The organism is Photobacterium sp. R1 (assembly GCF_054600795.1).
Genome location: NZ_BAAHZP010000012.1, coordinates 48,835 through 68,372 on the forward strand (window position 1 = coordinate 48,835; position 19,538 = coordinate 68,372).

Here is a 19,538-nt window from a genome sequence, read left to right on the forward strand (position 1 = left end):
ATGTGTTCAGGCTGCTATTGCAGCTCAATATATATGTCATGTAACTGGCCATCGCGCTCAACGGTCAGCGTGAGCTCCGTGGCCGAAGACAGTTCGGTCCACAGCCGTGCCATCACAGCCTCGTCTTTCAAATCGTTGCCATTCAGGCTGACCGCCAGATCATCCGGCTGTAAACCAACGGCATCAAACAGCACCCGGTTTTTCCCCGGATTGACCCGATAGCCGAGCAAATTTCCATCCTGCTTCACTTGTGAAAGCCGAATGTAAGAAAAAAGATTCTGCGGTTTCTCCAGAATTTCCTGCTTAATCTGCGCCAGCTCATCCGCCCCGCCCTGCGCAGGCTCAGGTGCAGCTCTTGTAGCCGGCGGTGGCGGGGTTGAACGTGACGTACTCTGGCCAAACTTTACGCCGTCCAGCATCAGGGTTTCATCCCGGCCGTTGTTGCGGATAATCACCCGGTCAACAAAGACGGCCTGCAAGGTGGCACGTGTCCCGTCAATCGCTTCATTCAGACCGTAAGTATTCTGTTTGCCCCGGTTCGTAATCACCGCCAGGCTGGTGCCGGGATCGTCGCTTGCGACCACCCCAACCAGTGTCAGATTCAGCTTGGTTTCCGGCGCGTCCTGTTTGACTGGTTTCTGCGGGGTTACTTTCGGGGTATCCGCCCGGTACCGGCCAAACAGCTCCATACTGGTGATATCTGAGATCTGGAATCCTTCCTGCTTGCTCCCGGTGGCCGTGACCAATGGCGCCTGCCAGGTTGGAGGGGTTTCTACCGGCTGCAAAAAGGACCACAGCAGGCGTCCCAACACCCAGGCCAGCACAATCACCAGCCACCAGGTCACGATCCGGGTCAGGGTCTGCATGGAAGGCATCCGTTTACCCGCAACTGCCTGACGCCACTGCATTGTTACCCTAGCTACATCCATTGACTGTTTCTGCCTCGTGACTCTGTGTAATCAATATTATGACAAGCAAGTCTTTGCTTAGGTTCCTGTTAAAAGCTGCAATTTTTTGCATACCCATGAAAGCTCATCTTGTTGCATGACAGGTTAATATAGCAAACCCAATCAATGAAAAAACATAACTCATTCAATAAGAATGCCGTTTCGTGTGAGCAAATTCCCATTCATTGTTGAATTTGCGATCTGGCATCACCATTTAGTAAAGCTGACGCAGCTTTTCCGATGTGATATTTTTAGCGCCCATTTGGGTAAGGAGCCAGAAAATGAGTCGGCAAACTTCCGAATCCGATGCACCTGATGTGCGGTTAGACAAGTGGCTGTGGGCTGCCCGTTTCTATAAAACCCGCTCGATCGCACGCAATATGATCGACGGCGGTAAAGTTCACTATAACGGTCAGCGCTCCAAACCCAGCAAACTTGTCGAAGTCGGCGCCGAAATCAAACTGCGGCAGGGCAATGAGGAAAAAACAGTCACTATCCTCATCGTGTCCGGTACCCGTCGTGGTGCCCCCGAAGCCCAAACGCTGTATCAGGAAACCGAAGCCAGCCTTGCCCAGCGCGAGAAGCAGGCTCAGATGCGTAAACTCAACGCACACAACAACCCGCACCCGGAGAAGCGTCCGGATAAAAAGCAGCGGCGCGATATACTTAAGTTTAAAAGCAATCACTAACAGTGACTGCCGGAGAAAACCAAATCATGACCAGCGATAATCTCTACCGTTACCTGTTCGACGATGTCTCTGTGCGCGGTGAACTCGTACAACTGAACGACACTTATCAGCATATTATTAATAGTAAAGACTACCCGGCGCCGCTGCAGACCTTACTGGGCGAGCTGCTGGTTGCCACCAGCCTGCTGACGGCAACCCTGAAATTCGAAGGCTCCGTTACTGTGCAGCTCCAGGGTGACGGTCCGGTGAAACTGGCGGTGATTAACGGTGATCACAACCAGCAGATGCGCGGTGTAGCCCGCTGGGATGGCAACATCCCTGCCAACGGCAATATTCACGACCTGATGGGCAAAGGCCACATGGTGATCACCATTACGCCGGATCAGGGTGAGCGTTACCAGGGCGTTGTTGGCTTGGAAGGCGACAACCTGGCAGCTTGTCTGGAAAGCTATTTTGCCAATTCAGAGCAGCTCGCGACCCGAATCTGGCTGCGTACCGGCGAGCTGGAAGGCCAGAAAAAAGCCGCGGGAATGTTGCTGCAAATCCTGCCGGACGGTAAAGGCGATGCCGGCGATTTCGAACATCTGGAGCAGCTGACCGAAACGGTGAAAAATGATGAACTGTTCGGACTAGCAGCTGAAGATGTACTGTTCCGCCTGTACCATCAGGAGAAAGTGAAGCTGTTTGAACCGCAACCGGTCGCTTTCCACTGCGGCTGCTCCCGTGAACGCAGCGCAGGCGCCATCAAACTTCTGGATCGTGCCGAGATTGAACGTATTTTGCAGGAAGAGGGCAAGTTGTCTCTGCACTGTGATTACTGCGGTACCAGCTATGACTTTGACAGTATTGACGTAGCCAGCCTGTTCGAAACCGGTTCTGAAGGCGACGATTCACAGCTTCATTAATTTTCAGAAATTATTAACACTGAAATTAAATTACAAAAGCCAGCACCGTGCTGGCTTTTTTTTTAACTCCGGCACACTTTCCTGCTGTTTTCTGAAATGGAAATACAACTTCACCCGCCTTAATTGGCAAGTAATATTAATCGCTTACCGCTGGTACAACCCTTGCCTGAGAGGGTAAAATTAGTCTAGGTACAGATAAAAACACTAGCCAATCTCCACATTTTGTATGTGGTTACTATAAAAGTTACCTCCCTGACTTCAGGGTAAAAAAAGACAGCCAATAACCCCTCTTACCCCCAAGGAGCCACCGATGACAGTCGTGCACGCCGAGGAACAAAAGGTTAGCCAAACACTGGATTTAAGCCAGTACGGCATCCAAAACGTGAAAGAAGTCCTTCGTAATCCGAGCTACGAAGTCCTTTTTGCTGAAGAAACCAAGCCTGAACTGGAAGGCTATGAAAAAGGCGTAGTGACTGAACTGGGCGCTGTTGCAGTCGATACCGGTATCTTCACCGGCCGCTCCCCGAAGGACAAATACATTGTTAAAGATGACACCACCCGCGACACCCTGTGGTGGTCAGATCAAGGCAATAACGATAACAAACCGATGACCCAGGAAGTCTGGCAGGATCTGAAAACACTGGTTGCCAACCAATTGTCAGGCAAACGTTTGTTTGTCGTCGATGGTTACTGTGGTGCCAACCCGGACACCCGCCTGTGCATTCGTGTGATCACCGAAGTTGCCTGGCAGGCCCACTTCGTGAAAAACATGTTTATCCGCCCGAGTGAAGCAGAGCTGGCGACCTTCAAGCCTGACTTCGTTGTAATGAACGGCGCGAAGTGCACCAATGACCAATGGCAACAGCACGGCATGAACTCGGAAAACTTCACCGTGTTCAACCTGACTGAGCGTGTACAGCTGATCGGCGGCACTTGGTACGGCGGCGAGATGAAGAAAGGTATGTTCTCCATGATGAACTACTTCCTGCCGCTTCAGGGCATCGCCTCCATGCACTGCTCTGCCAACCAGGGAGAGAACGGAGATGTTGCTGTCTTCTTCGGATTATCCGGAACCGGGAAAACCACTCTGTCGACTGATCCGAAACGTAAGCTGATCGGGGATGACGAACACGGCTGGGACGACAACGGCGTGTTCAACTTCGAAGGGGGCTGCTACGCCAAAACCATCAAGCTGTCCAGAGAGGCAGAGCCGGATATCTTCAACGCCATCCGTCGCGACGCCCTGCTGGAAAACGTGACGGTCCGCCCGGACGGCACGATTGACTTTGATGACGGCTCCAAAACTGAAAACACCCGCGTCTCCTACCCGCTGTACCACATCGAGAACATCGTGAAGCCCGTCTCCCGCGGCGGTCATGCTAACAAAGTGATCTTCCTCTCTGCTGATGCTTTCGGTGTTCTGCCACCGGTGTCCAAACTGACACCTGAGCAGACCAAATATCACTTCCTGTCCGGCTTCACAGCCAAACTGGCCGGTACAGAGCGTGGTATTACCGAACCAACACCAACCTTCTCTGCCTGCTTCGGTAATGCCTTCCTGAGCCTGCACCCGACGCAGTACGCGGAAGTGCTGGTCAAGCGCATGGAAGCAGCCGGCGCAGAAGCTTATCTGGTCAACACGGGCTGGAACGGCACCGGGAAACGTATTTCTATCCAGGATACCCGCGCCATCATTGACGCAATTCTGGACGGTTCCATTGAAGCTGCCGACACCAAGCAGGTACCAATTTTCAACCTGACCGTGCCGACAGCCCTGCCGGGCGTCAACCCGGACATTCTGGATCCGCGCGATACTTATGCCAACGCGGCCGAGTGGGAAGTAAAAGCCCACGATCTGGCACAGCGTTTCATCAACAACTTCGAGAAGTACACCGACAACGAACAGGGTGCTGCCCTGGTTGCTGCCGGCCCTCAGCTCGACTGATAAACCATCAAACTGAACAAGCCCTGCACAGCAGGGCTTTTTTGTCTCTGAAGCAATCACACACTCAGCTGAACTTCTTCATGAAAAGCTAAATAACCAGCAAAAACCAGCCGCATTCCTTGCCAAGATGTCGCATTTCCGTCACTCTTTTGATACCGACCTTACCATGCAGTTTTCTCAGGAATTTCATCACCGCCCGATTGCCCGGCAGCGGCCTAAACGTGGTTGGGCGGCTGATATGGAGTTCGGCATGCGTTTTATCGCAAAAATTCTGGCTAGCCTGATCATTCTGCTGCTGATGACAGTGAGCATTGCAATCATACTGCTGCATACCCGTCACAGCGCTTTTCTGGTCAATACTCTGATCCATCATCTGAGTGACACGAATTTCCGGGTCACAGATGTGCAGTATTCCCTGCAAGACAACCCCCGTCACCTGCGACTGATCCAGCCCCGCTGGCAACAACAGGGTCATTCAGAACAAACGGCCGAACGAATTGACCTCTGGTTGTCCCCGAAAACACTGTTCAGCAAAGGCTGGCATTTTGACAGCCTGCTAATCCAGGGACTCACCGTGGATAACCTCCCGGATTTGCAGCTGGAAAGCGGCACCATCAACACGCAGCGTCTGGCCCTGACGAACCTGAACCTGAACCTGCCCGAACTCCGTCTGGAAAATGCCCGGCTGCAGTTAGATAACTGGCGTAACAGTCAGTCACCCTGGGGAGACTTCAGCGGCGATTTTCAACTGACCGCAGACCAGATGCTCTGGCAGCAGCAGACTCTGGACAAGTTGCTGCTCGATGGCGAGCACTCTCCAAAAGGCTGGACTTTCTACGGTCTGTCTTTCCACTGGCAGAACGCAGATTTCAACGGCCAGGCTGAATTCGACACCGACACACACCACCTGATTGTCCACCAGCTGACGGCCAGCGGACTGCAGGTTGACGAACATTTTCCGCTTGAGCCCCTGATGAGTCTGGCCACAGAAGCCCGCCAGACGGCTCTCAGCGTTGAAATACGCCGGCTGGATATCCTCGACGGCAGTCTGGAGCACAATCATTACAGCATCAATCACGCCAGTCTGGCGCTGGAGAACTGGCAGTGGCCGGGAGAAATCTGGCAACAAAAAGACGCCCGGCTGTCACTGGGGGCTGAAACCCTGCGCTGGCACGATCTACTGCTGGAAAATCCGTTAACCGAGTTACACCTCACGCCGGGACAAATCAGCCTCAAGGGGTTCTCCGCCCGTTTACTGGAAGGTTACCTGCGAACCGAGGCGACACTGACACCGGATGCCCTGCTGCTGCACCAGCTGGAACTGAAAGGGATTCGCTGGATCATGCCAGAGGCCATTCAGGCCTGGCTCATGGGGCATGCGGAACCGCAGAATCCGCTGCAACAGCAGGTCGATACCTGGTGGCATCAGCTGAATGAACTGACCGTCGATCAGTTGTCCGTCGGCTACAGCCAGATCACCGGAACATATGCACCGCTGCCCTTTCAGTTCAGCGATATCAACCTGGAGGGGACGGGTATGGTGCTCTTGAATGAAGGGCAGCCCGGCCTCTGGCAGGGCGAGTTTGCGGCAGGTGCCGGTTTTACCAATATCCGCCAGATCACAATCCGGGATCCCTTGCTGACCATGAGCAGTCAGGCTGGCCACTGGCAACTGACCCGACTGACACTGCCGATTGAAGCGGGTTTGCTGGAGGGTAAAGGTGAGATACAGCTCGGCGAAGCTGGCTGGCCGTGGCAGCTCAAGCTCTCCGGTGACAGTCTGCCGCCGCAGATGCTCAGCCAATGGCTGGGCCTGCCGCTCCCGCTGCACGGCGCCATGGATATTCAGACGCAAGCCAGCGGTCTGGGACAGTTCCAGCGCGGATTGGCCTACAGCCTCCATGGTCAGCTGGAAGCCAAATTCCGTCAGCTGTCGCTGACCCAGCAAGAAAGCACTTTGATGGCGCGCTGGCAAGCCGGTGATAAACCGGCAGGCTTTCAGCCCGGTACAGACAACACCGAACCGCTGATGCCCGTAACCCTGAGTCCGCTGATGATACAAGCCGATCGCGGCCGGATCAGTCTCCAGCCCCTGGCATTGCAGGGACCGCAGCTGCATGCTGAATTGCAGGGCGCTTGGGATCTGGCTGCACCGGCAGACAGTGCCGTTGAATTACAGGCCAGCGATGGCTGTCAGCAGCTCACCAAACGCTGGCACAGTCATCAGCAGGAGACCCGCGTGTCGTCATCCTGTGAGCGGAAAAGCATATAGGTCCCGGTAAAGATCGCGGCCAGAGTTTCATCGCTGAACACCTGGACTTCGACCACCATACGGCCTTTGCGGCCGTTGGCGATGCGGTCCAGATCGCCGGTCAGGGTTTCGACTCCGGTCACCGCACGCGGTCTGGATTTTACCGGGGCTGAATAGCGGATCCGGCTGTCGACCAGCATGATGTCGGCCTTGAGCTGACGTTCTCTCAGCAGCATCCAGAGAAAACCCCAGCCTGCCAGTGTCGCCATGGTAAAGATACTGCCGGCGAACATGGTCGCCCTCGGGTTGAGATTGGCATTCAGCAGAGCACTGACCTCGAAACGATACCCGGTGTACTGGCTGATCTTCACGCCCATCTTGTCACTGATCGGGATCTGTGACTGCCAGACATCCTGCAGCTCCTGACACCAGTCCGGATGACGTACCACCTCGGTCAGCGGGTCGAGATATTTCAGCATCTGCTGATGACGGACCGGCCCACGCTCTTCGCTCAGCTCTCCCTGATTGGCAAAGCCGTTCATCTGATAAAAGCGAATCGCTTCCTCACGGGCATTACAGACCAGACGTTTGGCACCTTCCTGCCGGGCCAGTGACTCCAGTGCCATCAACAGTAATCCCCCCATCCCTTTATTACGGTAATTGGGGTGGACGGCCATATAGCGGATCTGGCCGTCGTTCTCCGGGGTCATATACAGCCGGCCAATCGCCACCGGCTGGCCGTCATCATCGACAATCATGCGATGGAAGCTGAGGGCGTCATATGCATCGCGCTCTGAGCCGACAGGCATGTGCCAGGGCTGTCGCAGCATCTGCCAGCGAAAATCGAAATAGCGATCAAGTTCCGCGTCAGATTGCGGGGTGATCAGTCGAAACATTCCATCTTTCTCCAGTCATTCAAATCCATTTGCGCGGTACACCCGATGTGGTTCTGAGTGCATCGCGGCTGACTCACAAACCGAGCGCATTTGTGCAGGCTAGCACTGTAACCAGAAAGTGACAGGACCATCATTCAGAAGTGCGACCTTCATATCGGCCGCAAAACGCCCGGTTTCGGTGCGGATCTCTTTCTCCTGGCAGGCCTGAACAAAATATTCATATAAGCGCTCTGCATCTGCCGGATTCGCCCCGGCTGAGAAACTCGGACGCATCCCGCTGTTGGTATCCGCCGCAAGGGTAAACTGCGACACCACCAGCACGCTGCCGCCGGCCTGTTGCACATTCAGGTTCATTTTGCCGGCTTCATCTTCAAACACCCTATAGCCCAGTACCTTATCACGCAGACGACGGGCCTTGGCTTCATCATCCCCTTTTTCGACACCGAGTAATACCAGCAGCCCCTGACCAATAGCCCCGGTCACCATCCCATCGACCGTCACACTGGCTTCGCTGACCCGTTGTATAAGCGCAATCATTCTGTTTCCCCTACAGCTTTCAAAGTTCAGAGGAGGAATTGTCGGTTTTGTCCGGCCCTTTGTCTACTGACGTCAAATGAGGCGCACTTTTCTCCTCCCCCCCCTGCGGCAATGGTGTTGCGTGCCCCCGCTTCATCCAGTGCTGCTCTTCGCAGAGGCTGGCGGTAATTTCGGCGCCCAGCAACACAATGCACCAGCACAGGTACACCCAAACGAACAGAATCGGCACCACGGCCAGTGCGCCATAGATCACCTGATAGGACGGAAAATTGGTGATATAAAGGGCAAAGCCCTTTTTACTCAGCTCGAACAAGGCACTCGCGATCAGAGCACCAATCAGGGCATTGCGCAATCGGACTTTGGTGTTAGGCACCAGCAGATAAAGTCCCAGAAACGCCAGCGTTGACATCAACACCGGCAGTCCGCGCAGCAGCTGTCGCAACAGCCCGCTGGCGGTTTCACTCCCCATGATATTCAAAGAGCCCAGATATGAGCTGATTGCCAGACTGGAACCGACCAGAATCGGGCCCAGCGTCAGGACCATCCAGTAAATCGAAAACGAAATCACCATGCGGCGGTGCTGGCGAACCCGAAAGATGAAGTTCAGCGACTTATCGATGGCAGAGATCAGCAAAATGGCGACTACAAAAAGGGCGCCGATCCCCACCGCCGTCATCTTCCCGGCGTTGGCTACAAACTGGTTCAAATAGTTGCGCACCACATCCCCGGCAGTGGGGACGAAATTTTCAAACACAAAGCCCTGTAATTGCTCGCCCAGCGGAGCAAACACGGGAAAGCTCGACAGTGCCGACAGCACCACAGTGATCAGTGGCACCAGTGACAACAAGGTCACATAGGCCATGGATCCGGCAATGACCGTCAGGCGATCGTGGCCGATACGGCGGTGCAAATACTGCACAAAATGCCACAGGACTGTGAGCGTCTGGCGCAAACCCGGGCGTCGCATGATTTTTTTATCTGGCATATTGATTGAATCTTTGCTTTCATTCGTTCATTGAATCAAACAACCCTTTTCTAAATCAGCATCTTGCGTCGAAAAATAGCCGGAGGCACCAATGCCGCCGTCAGGTTGTTTGGGTATATCAACAACATAGTGCGTCCGGGAAAGAATCACAACTAACCCTGTCGCCAGTCAGGAGCCCCCCAATGCGATATGCTTTTGTTCTGCTGCTGAGTCTGACCCTGTTGTCCGGCTGTCAGAGCGCCTATTATTCAGCCATGGAATCCGTGGGTGTACATAAACGCGACATCATGGTCGACCGGGTGGAAGACGCCACCGAAGCACAACAGGATGCTCAGGAGCAGTTTACTTCAGCTCTGGAAGCTTTGCAGTCACTCACCAACTTCAATGGCGGAGAACTGGAAGCCACTTATGAACGCGTGAACGCTCAGTACGAAGCCAGCGCCGATGCAGCTGACAAAGTCAGTGACCGGATTGCTGCAATCGAAGATGTCGCCGATGCCCTGTTTGAAGAGTGGCAGGAAGAGCTGAGCCTGTATTCCAGCGCGACCCTGCGCCGTGACAGCGAGAAAAAACTGAAAGCAACCCGGACGTCCTACCAGAAAATGCTGGCAGCCATGCATCGGGCGGAAGCAAAAATGAAGCCGGTCCTCAATACACTGCGTGACAACAGCCTGTACCTGAAACATAACCTGAACGCAGCGGCCATCGGCTCCCTGCAGGGCGAATTCCGTTCACTGGAACGGGATATTCAGCGCGCCATCAACGATATGCGAACAGCAATCAGTGAGTCGGAACGCTTTGTCGCCCAGTTGAATCACAACAGTTAATCCCGGTCACAACCGATAAAAAAATCCCCCGCCGGACAGACCGGACGGGGGATTTTTTTCATGTGCGCCATATTCACTGGCGCACCACATCAAATCTTACTTCGCACCGCGGCTTGCACGCTTACGATCAGTTTCCGTCAGCAGTTTCTTACGGATACGGATGCTTTCAGGCGTCACTTCCACCAGCTCATCGTCATCGATGAATTCCAGTGCCTGTTCCAGGGTGTACTTAATTGGCGTAGTCAGCACCTGCGCATCATCGGTACCGGATGCACGGACGTTCGTCAGCTGCTTGCCTTTCAGGGCGTTCACCGTCAGGTCATTGTCACGGCTGTGAATACCGATCACCATCCCTTCGTAAACTTCCACACCGTGACCGATGAACAGACGACCACGCTCCTGCAGGTTGAACAGGGCATTCGTCAGTGCTTTACCCGCGGCGTTTGCAATCAGCACGCCGTTGATACGCTGACCAATCTCGCCGCCTTTGTGCGGACCGTAATGATCGAACGTATGGTAAATCAGGCCAGAACCAGAAGTCAGCGTCATGAACTCAGTCTGGAAACCGATCAGACCACGTGACGGCATGACGAAGTCCATACGAACACGGCCTTTACCATCCGGTGCCATGTCTTTCAGCTCACCTTTACGCAGGCCGATTTTCTCCATGATACCGCCCTGATGCTCTTCCATCACATCAATGGTCACGGTCTCAAACGGTTCCATCAGCTGGCCGTTTTCTTCTTTGATGATAACTTCAGGACGAGATACCGCCAGCTCGAAGCCTTCACGACGCATGTTTTCGATCAGAATCGACAGGTGCAGTTCACCACGACCTGATACGCGGAATTTGTCCGGATCTTCAGTTTCTTCGACACGCAGAGCAACGTTATGGACCAGCTCTTTCTGCAGACGCTCCAGAATGTTACGAGAGGTCACGAACTTACCTTCTTTACCGGCAAACGGAGAGGTGTTCACCTGGAAGGTCATGGTCACAGTTGGCTCATCGACACTCAGGGCCGGCAGCGCTTCAACAGCGTTGACGTCACAGATGGTGTCAGAGATTTTCAGCTCACCCAGACCGGTGATCGCGATGATGTCACCGGCAGTCGCACGCTCGATGTCGTGACGCTCCAGACCCAGGTAACCCATGACAGTACCGACTTTACCGTTACGGGTTTTGCCGTCTGCACCAATAATGGTCACTTGCTGGTTTGGTTTCACAGAACCACGGGTCACACGGGCTACACCGATGACGCCGACGTAAGAGCTGTAGTCCAGCTGAGAGATTTGCATCTGCAGTGGGCCGTCTACGTCAACTGATGGCGGAGCTACGTTGTCAACGATTGCCTGGAACAGCGGTTCCATGTTCTCGCCTGTCTCGCCTTCTTCACGAGAAGCCCAGCCGTTCAGCGCTGACGCATAAACCACCTGGAAGTCCAACTGTTCGTCGGTCGCACCCAGGTTGTCAAACAGATCAAAGACCTGATCCATCACCCAGTCAGGACGCGCACCCGGACGGTCAATTTTGTTGATAACCACGATTGGCTTCAGACCGTGCGCAAACGCTTTCTGCGTTACGAAACGGGTCTGTGGCATCGGGCCATCCACGGCATCAACGATCAGCAGTACGGAATCCACCATCGACATAATACGCTCTACTTCGCCACCGAAGTCGGCGTGTCCCGGGGTGTCCACGATATTGATGCGGTAATCATTCCAGTTGATGGCGGTGTTCTTCGCCAGAATGGTAATGCCACGCTCTTTTTCGATATCGTTGGAGTCCATCACGCGTTCTTCAACGCCGCCACGGGAGTCCAAAGTACCTGATTGCTGCAGCAGTTTATCTACCAGGGTGGTTTTACCGTGGTCTACGTGCGCAATGATTGCGATATTACGTAATTTATCGATCTGTGGATTAGACATGGATTTGGCATTCACTCAGATGTTGCGACCACCTGTTTCACGAGGCAGCCACTGATTAAAAAAACGGCTCATAATCTACCAGATTTTACGTCAAAACCCAGCAATTATGTGATTTATATCATCGCAGCCGAACCGGCCCGACATCACAATGAGGATTAAACTTAAAAATATCATTAAAAACAGCAAATTAAACCAATTGCATGATAATCTTCTTTTCTCTGGCTATTTATAGAGAATGCAATCAGTAGTGTTGGTGATTGACAATTAACCAATGTGAACTAAATATAGCCTGACTCTTGGATCGGCTTGCATGTCAGGCCAGCCAAGTCGGAAAGTGACCCAATGCACCATCATGGTGCGCGCTTTCACCATATCAGTGCATGGAAGCCCAAGTTTTTCTGTACTGAGCGCCATAACAGGGCGTTATTGATGGCAATTTTGGGGCTTTAAAAAGTTGGCATGGATTTCGCAAAGTTCTTGGTATCGGAGCACATGACTGTTCCCTTCCAAATATTTTTTTGCGGCCAGTTGCCCAAATCTAACACCGGAGGTTACTTAAGATGTCAGTAGAAAACGTACTCGCGTTGATCCAGGAAAACGAAGTTAAATTTGTTGACCTACGCTTTACCGATACCAAAGGTAAAGAGCAACACATCTCTATCCCCGCTCATCAGATCGACGCTGACTTCTTTGAAGACGGTAAAATGTTTGATGGTTCTTCGGTCGCTGGCTGGAAGGGCATCAACGAATCTGACATGGTGATGATGCCGGACGCATCAACCGCGGTACTGGATCCATTCACCGAAGATGCCACACTGAACATCCGCTGTGACATCCTGGAGCCTGCAACCATGCAAGGCTACGACCGTGACCCGCGTTCTATCGCGAAACGTGCTGAAGAATACATGCGCAGCACTGGCATCGCAGATACCGTCCTGGTGGGCCCGGAGCCGGAATTTTTCCTGTTTGACGATGTGAAATTCGCGACCGACATGTCCGGTTCTTTCTTCAAGATCGACGACATCGAAGCGGCATGGAACACAGGTTCGACCGTTGAAGGCGGTAACAAAGGTCACCGTCCTGGCGTGAAAGGCGGTTACTTCCCGGTTGCACCGGTTGACTCATCTCAGGACATCCGTTCTGCCATGTGTCTGATCATGGAAGAAATGGGCCTGGTTGTTGAAGCGCACCACCACGAAGTTGCAACTGCGGGTCAGAACGAAATCGCAACCCGTTTCAACACCCTGACTTCAAAAGCAGACGAAATTCAGATCTACAAATATGTCGTGCACAACGTCGCGCACGCGTTTGGCAAAACTGCGACCTTCATGCCGAAGCCACTGGTTGGTGACAACGGTTCAGGTATGCACGTTCACCAGTCTCTGGCGAAAGACGGCCAGAACCTGTTTGCAGGCGACAAGTACGGCGGTCTGTCTGAAACTGCACTGTACTACATCGGCGGTATCATCAAGCATGCGCGTGCCATCAACGCCTTTGCAAACCCGTCAACCAACTCTTACAAGCGTCTGGTTCCTGGATTCGAAGCACCGGTTATGCTGGCTTACTCAGCTCGTAACCGTTCTGCGTCCATCCGTATCCCAGTGGTTCCAAGCCCGAAAGCACGTCGTATCGAAGCGCGCTTCCCGGATCCGGCAGCTAACCCATACCTGGCGTTTGCATGTCTGCTGATGGCTGGTCTTGACGGCATCAAGAACAAGATCCACCCAGGCGAAGCGATGGATAAAGACCTGTACGACCTGCCTGCAGAAGAAGCGGCAGAGATTCCAAAAGTTGCAGAGTCACTGGAAATCGCACTGAAAGCGCTGAATGAGGACCGTGAGTTCCTGACTGCCGGTGGCGTATTCTCTGACGATTTCATCGATTCTTACATCGCACTGAAATCCAAAGATGTTGAGCGCATTAACATGGCGACGCACCCGCTGGAATTCGACCTGTACTACTCTGTATAAATCAGAGCAGCAACTTCAAATGCTGACCAAGGCCTGCAATTGCAGGCCTTTTTTCTGTCTGTTCATCGGCCCCGGTGCGCCCTGATGGTGCATTTCTGCGGCCTTCATCCGTTGTTGCCCGGAACTGGCGCAACCTGTCCGAGCCCTCCCGCCAGACCATCTTCCTTGCATCCGGACTGCAGTCAAAATACGGCAAGCTTATTGCATTATCTATTCGAGTCACCATCTCCCGTGCGCTGCGTAGTGCTGGCTAAACCAGTTCAGAGGCGTCGGCCCGGAAAACAACCGGGCTCACCGACATTGTGCTGCACAAGCGCGGAGAGACGAGCTACACTGTAATGCACCAAAACAGTGCAATGCACCGATCCGGTTTGCGCCAGCATGGGCAGCACGGATCACCAACACAAGGATGAAACTGTGACTGCCGCTTTTACACCATTGATCCTGAACAATCTGGTCACTGCGGTGATTCTGCTCGATGAGCCTTTGAAGATCCGCTATGTCAATCCGGCTGCTGAACAGCTGATGTCCTGCAGCCAGCGGCGCCTGCTGGGCAGCCGGTTTCCGGACTTGCTCCAGCACAGTTCGCTGGACTTAAGCCTGATCCAGGCCACGGTTCAGAGCGGCCAGGGGCTGACTGATGGTGAAGTCACCCTGGTGATCGACGGTCGTCACCACACACTGGAAATTAACGCCACCCCGGTCAGCTGGCAGAAAGAAGTGCTGATCCTGCTTGAACTCAAGCCGGTTGACCAGCAACGGCGGATCAGTCAGGAAATCAGTCAGCATGCTCAGCAGCAGGCGGCCAAGGAGCTGGTTCGCGGGCTGGCGCACGAGATCAAAAACCCGCTCGGCGGGTTGCGCGGCGCGGCACAGCTGCTGGAGAAGACCCTGCCCGATCCCAGTTACACCGAGTACACCCAGATGATTATTGAGCAGGCCGACCGGTTGCGGAACCTGGTCGACAGGCTGCTGGGGCCGCAAAAACCGGGCGTGCGCACGGTCGGCAATATTCATGTGGTGCTGGAGAAAGTCCGCCAGCTGGTGTCGCTGGACCACCGAGCGCAACAGTTGCAGATCCAGCGCGACTACGACCCCAGCCTGCCGGATTTCAGTATGGATCCGGAGCAGCTGGAGCAGGCGATTCTCAACATCGTCAGCAACGCGGCGCAGGCGCTGAGCCAGCAACCGGGCGAAGGCATCATCATCCTGCAGACCCGGACGGCCCATCAGGCGATGATTCACGGCCAGCGCCACCGGATTGCGGCCAAAATTGACATCATTGATAACGGTCCCGGCATTCCGGCAGATATTCAGGACACCCTGTTTTATCCCATGGTCACCGGGCGCGAAGGCGGGAATGGGCTGGGGCTGTCCATCGCCCAGAACCTGATAGACCAGCATCACGGCAAGATTGAAGTCTCAAGCTGGCCCGGACAGACCAAATTTTCCATTTATTTACCGATACAAACGACAGAATAACAAAGCAGCCGGGCGCAGGCGCACCTCAGCCTTTAGACCCGGCACGCTAACAAAGGACACAACGGAGGCACGCAATGAGCAAAGGACTAATCTGGGTTGTCGATGATGACAGCTCGATACGCTGGGTACTGGAACGGACCCTGAATGCAGCCGGACTGCGCTGTGAAACCTTCGCCGATGCCGACAGCGTCGTGGAGGCACTCGAACGCAGCGTCCCGGATGTGCTGGTTTCCGATATCCGGATGCCGGGCACCGACGGTCTGACGCTGCTGCGCAACCTGCATACCGACTATCCGACCCTGCCGGTCATCATCATGACCGCACATTCTGATCTGGATGCTGCCGTCAACGCCTATCAGGAAGGGGCGTTTGAATACCTGCCCAAGCCTTTTGATATTGATGAAGCCGTCAGTCTGGTTGAACGCGCAGTCACGCACAGTCAGGAGCAGAAACGCCAACAGCAGCCGGAAGAAATCACCAAACGGGCACCGGAAATCATCGGTGAAGCCCCGGCGATGCAGGAAGTATTCCGGGCGATCGGCCGCCTGTCCCGTTCCTCGATTTCCGTGCTGATCAATGGCGAATCCGGTACAGGTAAAGAGCTGGTTGCTCAGGCGCTGCACCGCCACAGCCCACGGCGGGAAAACGAATTTATCGCGCTCAACATGGCTGCCATCCCCAAAGATCTGATCGAATCCGAACTGTTCGGCCATGAAAAAGGCGCTTTCACCGGTGCCAACAATATCCGTCAGGGCCGTTTTGAACAGGCCAACGGCGGCACCCTGTTTCTGGACGAAATCGGCGATATGCCGCTGGATATTCAGACCCGGCTGCTGCGGGTTCTGGCCGACGGTCAGTTTTACCGGGTTGGGGGCCACTCGCCCATCAACGTGGATGTCCGCATCATCGCCGCAACACACCAGAATCTGGAGCGTCTGGTCGCCAAGGGCGATTTCCGGGAAGATCTGTTCCACCGTTTGAATGTCATTCGGGTTCATCTGCCGGCACTGAAAGACCGCCGTCAGGATATCCCGCAGCTCACCCGGCATTTCCTGCAACGGGCATCAGACGAACTGGGTGTGGAAATCAAAACCCTGCATCCGGATACCGAAACCCTGCTCACCAGCCTGTCCTGGCCGGGCAATGTCCGTCAGCTGGAAAATACCTGTCGCTGGCTGACGGTCATGGCCAGCGGGAATGAGATCCTGCCTTCTGATCTGCCGCCGGAGCTGACGACAGTAGAAAGCCAGCCCGCAGGCGACGGTAGCGAGCCGCACTGGCACCAGTCACTGCAAACCTGGGCCCGTCAGGCGCTGCAGCAGGGCAATCAGAATCTGCTGGGCGAAGCCATGCCGGAATTTGAGCGCATTCTGCTCGATACCGCACTGGAGTTTACCCATGGTCACAAACAGGAAGCCGCCAAACTGCTCGGCTGGGGACGCAATACCCTGACCCGGAAACTGAAAGAGCTGAACATGGCCAACGATTGATCTTGTTCAGAGATTGCTCCTGAAATACTGGTGATTTTCTCAACACCTGAAGTAAACATTCGCCCGATCTGACGGATCGGGCCGGATCCTCCCCCAGCCCGGTAATGATTGTCTTCCGTTCTTTGCTTATACTGAGGCTACAGTTTTTCCGGGATACCATCATCATGATTCACAAACACCTGCCATTGACTGATTTGCACCGTCACCTTGACGGAAACATCCGTATTCAGACCATCCTTGAGCTGGGCCAGCAGTTTGGCATGACCCTGCCTGCCAATGACCTTGAATCACTGCGTCCGCACGTTCAGATCGTTGAAGCCGAGCCGAGTCTGGTTGCTTTCCTGTCCAAACTGGACTGGGGAGTGGCGGTACTGGGCGATCTGGAAGCCTGCCGCCGTGTTGCGTATGAGAACGTTGAAGACGCACTGAACGCACAGATCGATTACGCAGAGCTGCGTTTCTCGCCTTACTACATGGCAATGAAGCACAATCTGCCGGTAGCGGGTGTGGTCGAAGCTGTTGTTGACGGCGTCAAAGCCGGCTGCCGCGACTTTGGCATCAAAGCCAATCTGATCGGCATTATGAGCCGTACCTTTGGTATCCAAGCCTGTCAGCAGGAACTGGATGCGCTGCTGACCCAGAAAGACCATCTGGTGGCAGTCGATCTGGCCGGTGATGAGCTGGGCCAGCCAGGCAATCAGTTTGTCGGTCACTTCAAGCAAGTACGCGATGCAGGTCTTCAGGTGACGGTTCACGCTGGTGAAGCCGCAGGTCCTGAGAGCATGTGGCAAGCCATTCAGGAGCTGGGCGCCGTCCGGATTGGCCACGGTGTGAAAGCGGTCGAAGATGCCAAGCTGATGGACTATCTGGCCGAGCACAAGATCGGCATCGAGTCCTGTCTGACCTCAAACATCCAGACCAGCACCGTCGCCAGCCTGACCGCACACCCGATCAAGCAATTCCTGGATCACGGTATCCTAGCCTGTCTGAACACCGACGACCCGGCTGTGGAAGGCATCGAGCTGCCTTACGAGTACGAAGTCGCGGCACCACAGGCCGGTCTGACTCAGGATCAAATCCGTCAGGCGCAGATCAACGGTCTGGAACTGGCGTTCCTGTCTGACAGCGAGAAAAAAGCGCTGCGTGAGATGGCCGCAAATCGTTAATCTCAAACCCGTCGCTTCACCATAAACCCATAGCTTCATCATGAAAAACGCCCCGGCTGGCATCCAGTCCGGGGCGTTCTTTTATATATAAAGCACTCAGCGGGAACGAGACTTAAATCACCCGGGAAAACTGCTGCTGACGGGCACGCTGACGCAGATACACATCAAAACACATGCAAATATTGCGGATCAGTAACCGGCCTTTCGGCGCGACCTGAATCCGGTCCGGCGTCACCGTGACCAGACCATCCTCAATGAAGGTCTTCAACAGCGCCAAATCTTCCGCAAAGTAGTCTGCAAAGCAGATCCCGTAGCACTGCTCGATGTCGGTTATTGAGAGTTCGAACTGACAAATCAGAGTTTTAATCACTTCCCGACGCAGCAGGTCATCCGCATTGAGGTTTACGCCTTTCCACAAAGCATGCTGCTGGGTCTCAATCTCGGCATAATACGCTTTCAGCTCTTTCTGATTCTGGGCATAACTGTCCCCCATCATGGAAATCGCCGACACACCCAATCCGAGCAGATCGCAGTCGCCCTGCGTCGTGTACCCCTGAAAATTACGGTGCAGCTTGCCTTCGCGCTGTGCAACGGCCAGTTCATCATCCGGCAAAGCGAAATGATCCATCCCGATAAACTGATAACCGGCCCCCGTCAGGGTGGTAATCGTGCTGTGCAGCATCGCCAGCTTTTCGGCAGGCGCCGGTAAATCCGCATCTTTAATCTTACGCTGCGCCGCGAACAGCGACGGCATGTGGGCATAGTTAAACACCGACAGCCGGCCCGGCTGCATCGCCAGCACCTGTTCCAGGGTTTTGACAAATCGTTCGTTATTTTGCTTGGGCAATCCGTAAATCAGATCCAGGTTGGTTGAGCGGAATCCCAGCGCACGGGCACGGAGCACCAGCGCTTCAATGAAATCCTTGTCCTGCTCCCGGTTGACCAGTTGCTGAACTTCTTTATCAAAATCCTGCACCCCGATACTGAGACGGTTAAACCCTTCTGCGCGCAGATGATCCAGCATGGTCAGTTCCAAGCGGCGCGGGTCCACTTCAATACTGATTTCCGCATCAGGCAGAATGTTGAACGACTCGCGGAGCATCGTCATCAGGCGGGTGATCTGCGCAGCCGTCAGAAACGTCGGGGTTCCGCCGCCGAGATGAAGCTGACTCACCTCCCGGCCTTGTAACAGCGCCGCTCGCTGACGAATTTCCAGCGCCAGTGCCGCCAGATAAATATCCGCTTTATGAGCATGACGGGTAATGACTTTATTACAACCGCAGTAATAACAGAGGGTGTGGCAGAACGGAATATGGACGTAAAGCGATAAACGCCGATCGGGATAGCGCTGACAGGCCGCTTCAAAATCGGCAACGGTGAAGTCAGGCTGGAACTCGAGTGCGGTCGGATAAGAGGTATAGCGCGGACCGGAATAATTGTACTTTTCAATCAGGGCCTGATCCCAAATCATGGCTGGCTGTGTCATGCTGCTTTACCTCACGGACGCTCGAAATAGTCAATC

Annotated in this window: 15 protein-coding genes; 9 read left to right on the forward strand and 6 right to left on the reverse strand. The window is 54.3% G+C overall.

What is annotated here, in order from left to right; genetic code table 11:
• Positions 1-14: 14 nt before the first annotated feature.
• Entirely contained in the window at positions 15-929 is a 915-nt protein-coding gene (gene gspC, locus ACYP03_RS18190) for a type II secretion system protein GspC (protein ID WP_330961654.1), read from the reverse strand.
• 299 nt (positions 930-1,228) lie between these two features.
• Here gspC and hslR point away from each other — a divergent pair, with 299 nt between their 5' ends.
• From hslR to ACYP03_RS18210, 4 genes are all read left to right on the forward strand, one after another.
• Positions 1,229-1,636, forward strand: coding sequence for a ribosome-associated heat shock protein Hsp15 (hslR, locus tag ACYP03_RS18195; protein ID WP_330961653.1), 408 nt, complete (start codon positions 1,229-1,231; stop codon positions 1,634-1,636).
• A 26-nt stretch (positions 1,637-1,662) separates the two neighbouring features.
• The gene (gene hslO / locus ACYP03_RS18200) at positions 1,663-2,541 is read left to right on the forward strand and encodes an Hsp33 family molecular chaperone HslO (RefSeq protein WP_330961652.1); all 879 of its coding nucleotides are present in this window, start codon (positions 1,663-1,665) and stop codon (positions 2,539-2,541) included.
• 310 nt (positions 2,542-2,851) lie between these two features.
• Positions 2,852-4,486, forward strand: a complete 1,635-nt coding sequence (pckA, locus tag ACYP03_RS18205; protein ID WP_330961651.1) for a phosphoenolpyruvate carboxykinase (ATP) — start codon at positions 2,852-2,854, stop codon at positions 4,484-4,486.
• 166 nt (positions 4,487-4,652) lie between these two features.
• Positions 4,653-6,758, forward strand: coding sequence for an AsmA family protein (locus ACYP03_RS18210; RefSeq protein ID WP_459781471.1), 2,106 nt, complete (start codon positions 4,653-4,655; stop codon positions 6,756-6,758).
• On the opposite strand, the gene ACYP03_RS18215 is transcribed toward ACYP03_RS18210, so the two are convergent.
• The 3 genes from ACYP03_RS18215 to ACYP03_RS18225 form a co-directional block, all read right to left on the reverse strand.
• Entirely contained in the window at positions 6,710-7,633 is a 924-nt protein-coding gene (locus tag ACYP03_RS18215) for a bifunctional GNAT family N-acetyltransferase/hotdog fold thioesterase (protein ID WP_459781473.1), read from the reverse strand. The genes ACYP03_RS18210 and ACYP03_RS18215 overlap by 49 nt on opposite strands.
• 99 nt (positions 7,634-7,732) lie before the next feature.
• Positions 7,733-8,170 carry a D-aminoacyl-tRNA deacylase gene (gene dtd, locus ACYP03_RS18220; protein ID WP_248144670.1) on the reverse strand — a complete coding sequence of 146 codons (438 nt, stop codon included), beginning with the start codon at positions 8,168-8,170 and terminating at the stop codon, positions 7,733-7,735.
• Positions 8,171-8,189: 19 nt separating this feature from the next.
• A complete protein-coding gene (locus ACYP03_RS18225; protein WP_248144700.1) occupies positions 8,190-9,137 on the reverse strand; it encodes a virulence factor BrkB family protein in 948 nt (315 codons plus the stop codon).
• 200 nt (positions 9,138-9,337) lie between these two features.
• On the opposite strand from ACYP03_RS18225, the gene ACYP03_RS18230 reads away from it, so the two are divergent.
• Positions 9,338-9,982 (forward strand): DUF2959 domain-containing protein, encoded by a 645-nt coding sequence (locus ACYP03_RS18230; protein WP_330961648.1) that lies wholly within the window; start codon positions 9,338-9,340, stop codon positions 9,980-9,982.
• 96 nt (positions 9,983-10,078) lie between these two features.
• Here the strand turns inward: ACYP03_RS18230 and typA are convergent, their stop codons facing one another.
• The gene (gene typA / locus ACYP03_RS18235; RefSeq protein WP_248144668.1) at positions 10,079-11,908 is read right to left on the reverse strand and encodes a translational GTPase TypA; all 1,830 of its coding nucleotides are present in this window, start codon (positions 11,906-11,908) and stop codon (positions 10,079-10,081) included.
• 560 nt (positions 11,909-12,468) lie between these two features.
• Here typA and glnA point away from each other — a divergent pair.
• The 4 genes from glnA to add all read left to right on the forward strand — a co-directional run bounded on the left by glnA (position 12,469) and on the right by add (position 18,016).
• On the forward strand, positions 12,469-13,878 hold the full coding sequence (glnA, locus tag ACYP03_RS18240) for a glutamate--ammonia ligase (protein ID WP_459781476.1): 1,410 nt from the start codon (positions 12,469-12,471) through the stop codon (positions 13,876-13,878).
• Between the two features lie 417 nt (positions 13,879-14,295).
• Positions 14,296-15,360, forward strand: coding sequence for a nitrogen regulation protein NR(II) (gene glnL / locus ACYP03_RS18245; RefSeq protein WP_248144666.1), 1,065 nt, complete (start codon positions 14,296-14,298; stop codon positions 15,358-15,360).
• Positions 15,361-15,434: 74 nt separating this feature from the next.
• Positions 15,435-16,850 carry a nitrogen regulation protein NR(I) gene (glnG, locus tag ACYP03_RS18250; protein WP_330961646.1) on the forward strand — a complete coding sequence of 472 codons (1,416 nt, stop codon included), beginning with the start codon at positions 15,435-15,437 and terminating at the stop codon, positions 16,848-16,850.
• Positions 16,851-17,014: 164 nt separating this feature from the next.
• The gene (gene add / locus ACYP03_RS18255) at positions 17,015-18,016 is read left to right on the forward strand and encodes an adenosine deaminase (RefSeq protein ID WP_459781479.1); all 1,002 of its coding nucleotides are present in this window, start codon (positions 17,015-17,017) and stop codon (positions 18,014-18,016) included.
• A 112-nt stretch (positions 18,017-18,128) separates the two neighbouring features.
• Here the strand turns inward: add and hemN are convergent, their stop codons facing one another.
• Positions 18,129-19,502 (reverse strand): oxygen-independent coproporphyrinogen III oxidase, encoded by a 1,374-nt coding sequence (hemN, locus tag ACYP03_RS18260; RefSeq protein WP_459781482.1) that lies wholly within the window; start codon positions 19,500-19,502, stop codon positions 18,129-18,131.
• Positions 19,503-19,538: the final 36 nt, after the last annotated feature.

Coding starts and splice junctions, on each gene's coding strand:
- hslO (WP_330961652.1), top strand. CDS start 1,663: ATGACCAGCGATAATCTCTACCGTTACCTGTTCGACGATGTCTCTGTG.
- dtd (WP_248144670.1), bottom strand. CDS start 8,170: ATGATTGCGCTTATACAACGGGTCAGCGAAGCCAGTGTGACGGTCGAT.
- add (WP_459781479.1), top strand. CDS start 17,015: ATGATTCACAAACACCTGCCATTGACTGATTTGCACCGTCACCTTGAC.
- gspC (WP_330961654.1), bottom strand. CDS start 929: ATGGATGTAGCTAGGGTAACAATGCAGTGGCGTCAGGCAGTTGCGGGT.
- ACYP03_RS18210 (WP_459781471.1), top strand. CDS start 4,653: ATGCAGTTTTCTCAGGAATTTCATCACCGCCCGATTGCCCGGCAGCGG.
- hemN (WP_459781482.1), bottom strand. CDS start 19,502: ATGACACAGCCAGCCATGATTTGGGATCAGGCCCTGATTGAAAAGTAC.
- glnG (WP_330961646.1), top strand. CDS start 15,435: ATGAGCAAAGGACTAATCTGGGTTGTCGATGATGACAGCTCGATACGC.
- pckA (WP_330961651.1), top strand. CDS start 2,852: ATGACAGTCGTGCACGCCGAGGAACAAAAGGTTAGCCAAACACTGGAT.
- glnA (WP_459781476.1), top strand. CDS start 12,469: ATGTCAGTAGAAAACGTACTCGCGTTGATCCAGGAAAACGAAGTTAAA.
- typA (WP_248144668.1), bottom strand. CDS start 11,908: ATGTCTAATCCACAGATCGATAAATTACGTAATATCGCAATCATTGCG.
- ACYP03_RS18230 (WP_330961648.1), top strand. CDS start 9,338: ATGCGATATGCTTTTGTTCTGCTGCTGAGTCTGACCCTGTTGTCCGGC.
- ACYP03_RS18215 (WP_459781473.1), bottom strand. CDS start 7,633: ATGTTTCGACTGATCACCCCGCAATCTGACGCGGAACTTGATCGCTAT.
- hslR (WP_330961653.1), top strand. CDS start 1,229: ATGAGTCGGCAAACTTCCGAATCCGATGCACCTGATGTGCGGTTAGAC.
- ACYP03_RS18225 (WP_248144700.1), bottom strand. CDS start 9,137: ATGCGACGCCCGGGTTTGCGCCAGACGCTCACAGTCCTGTGGCATTTT.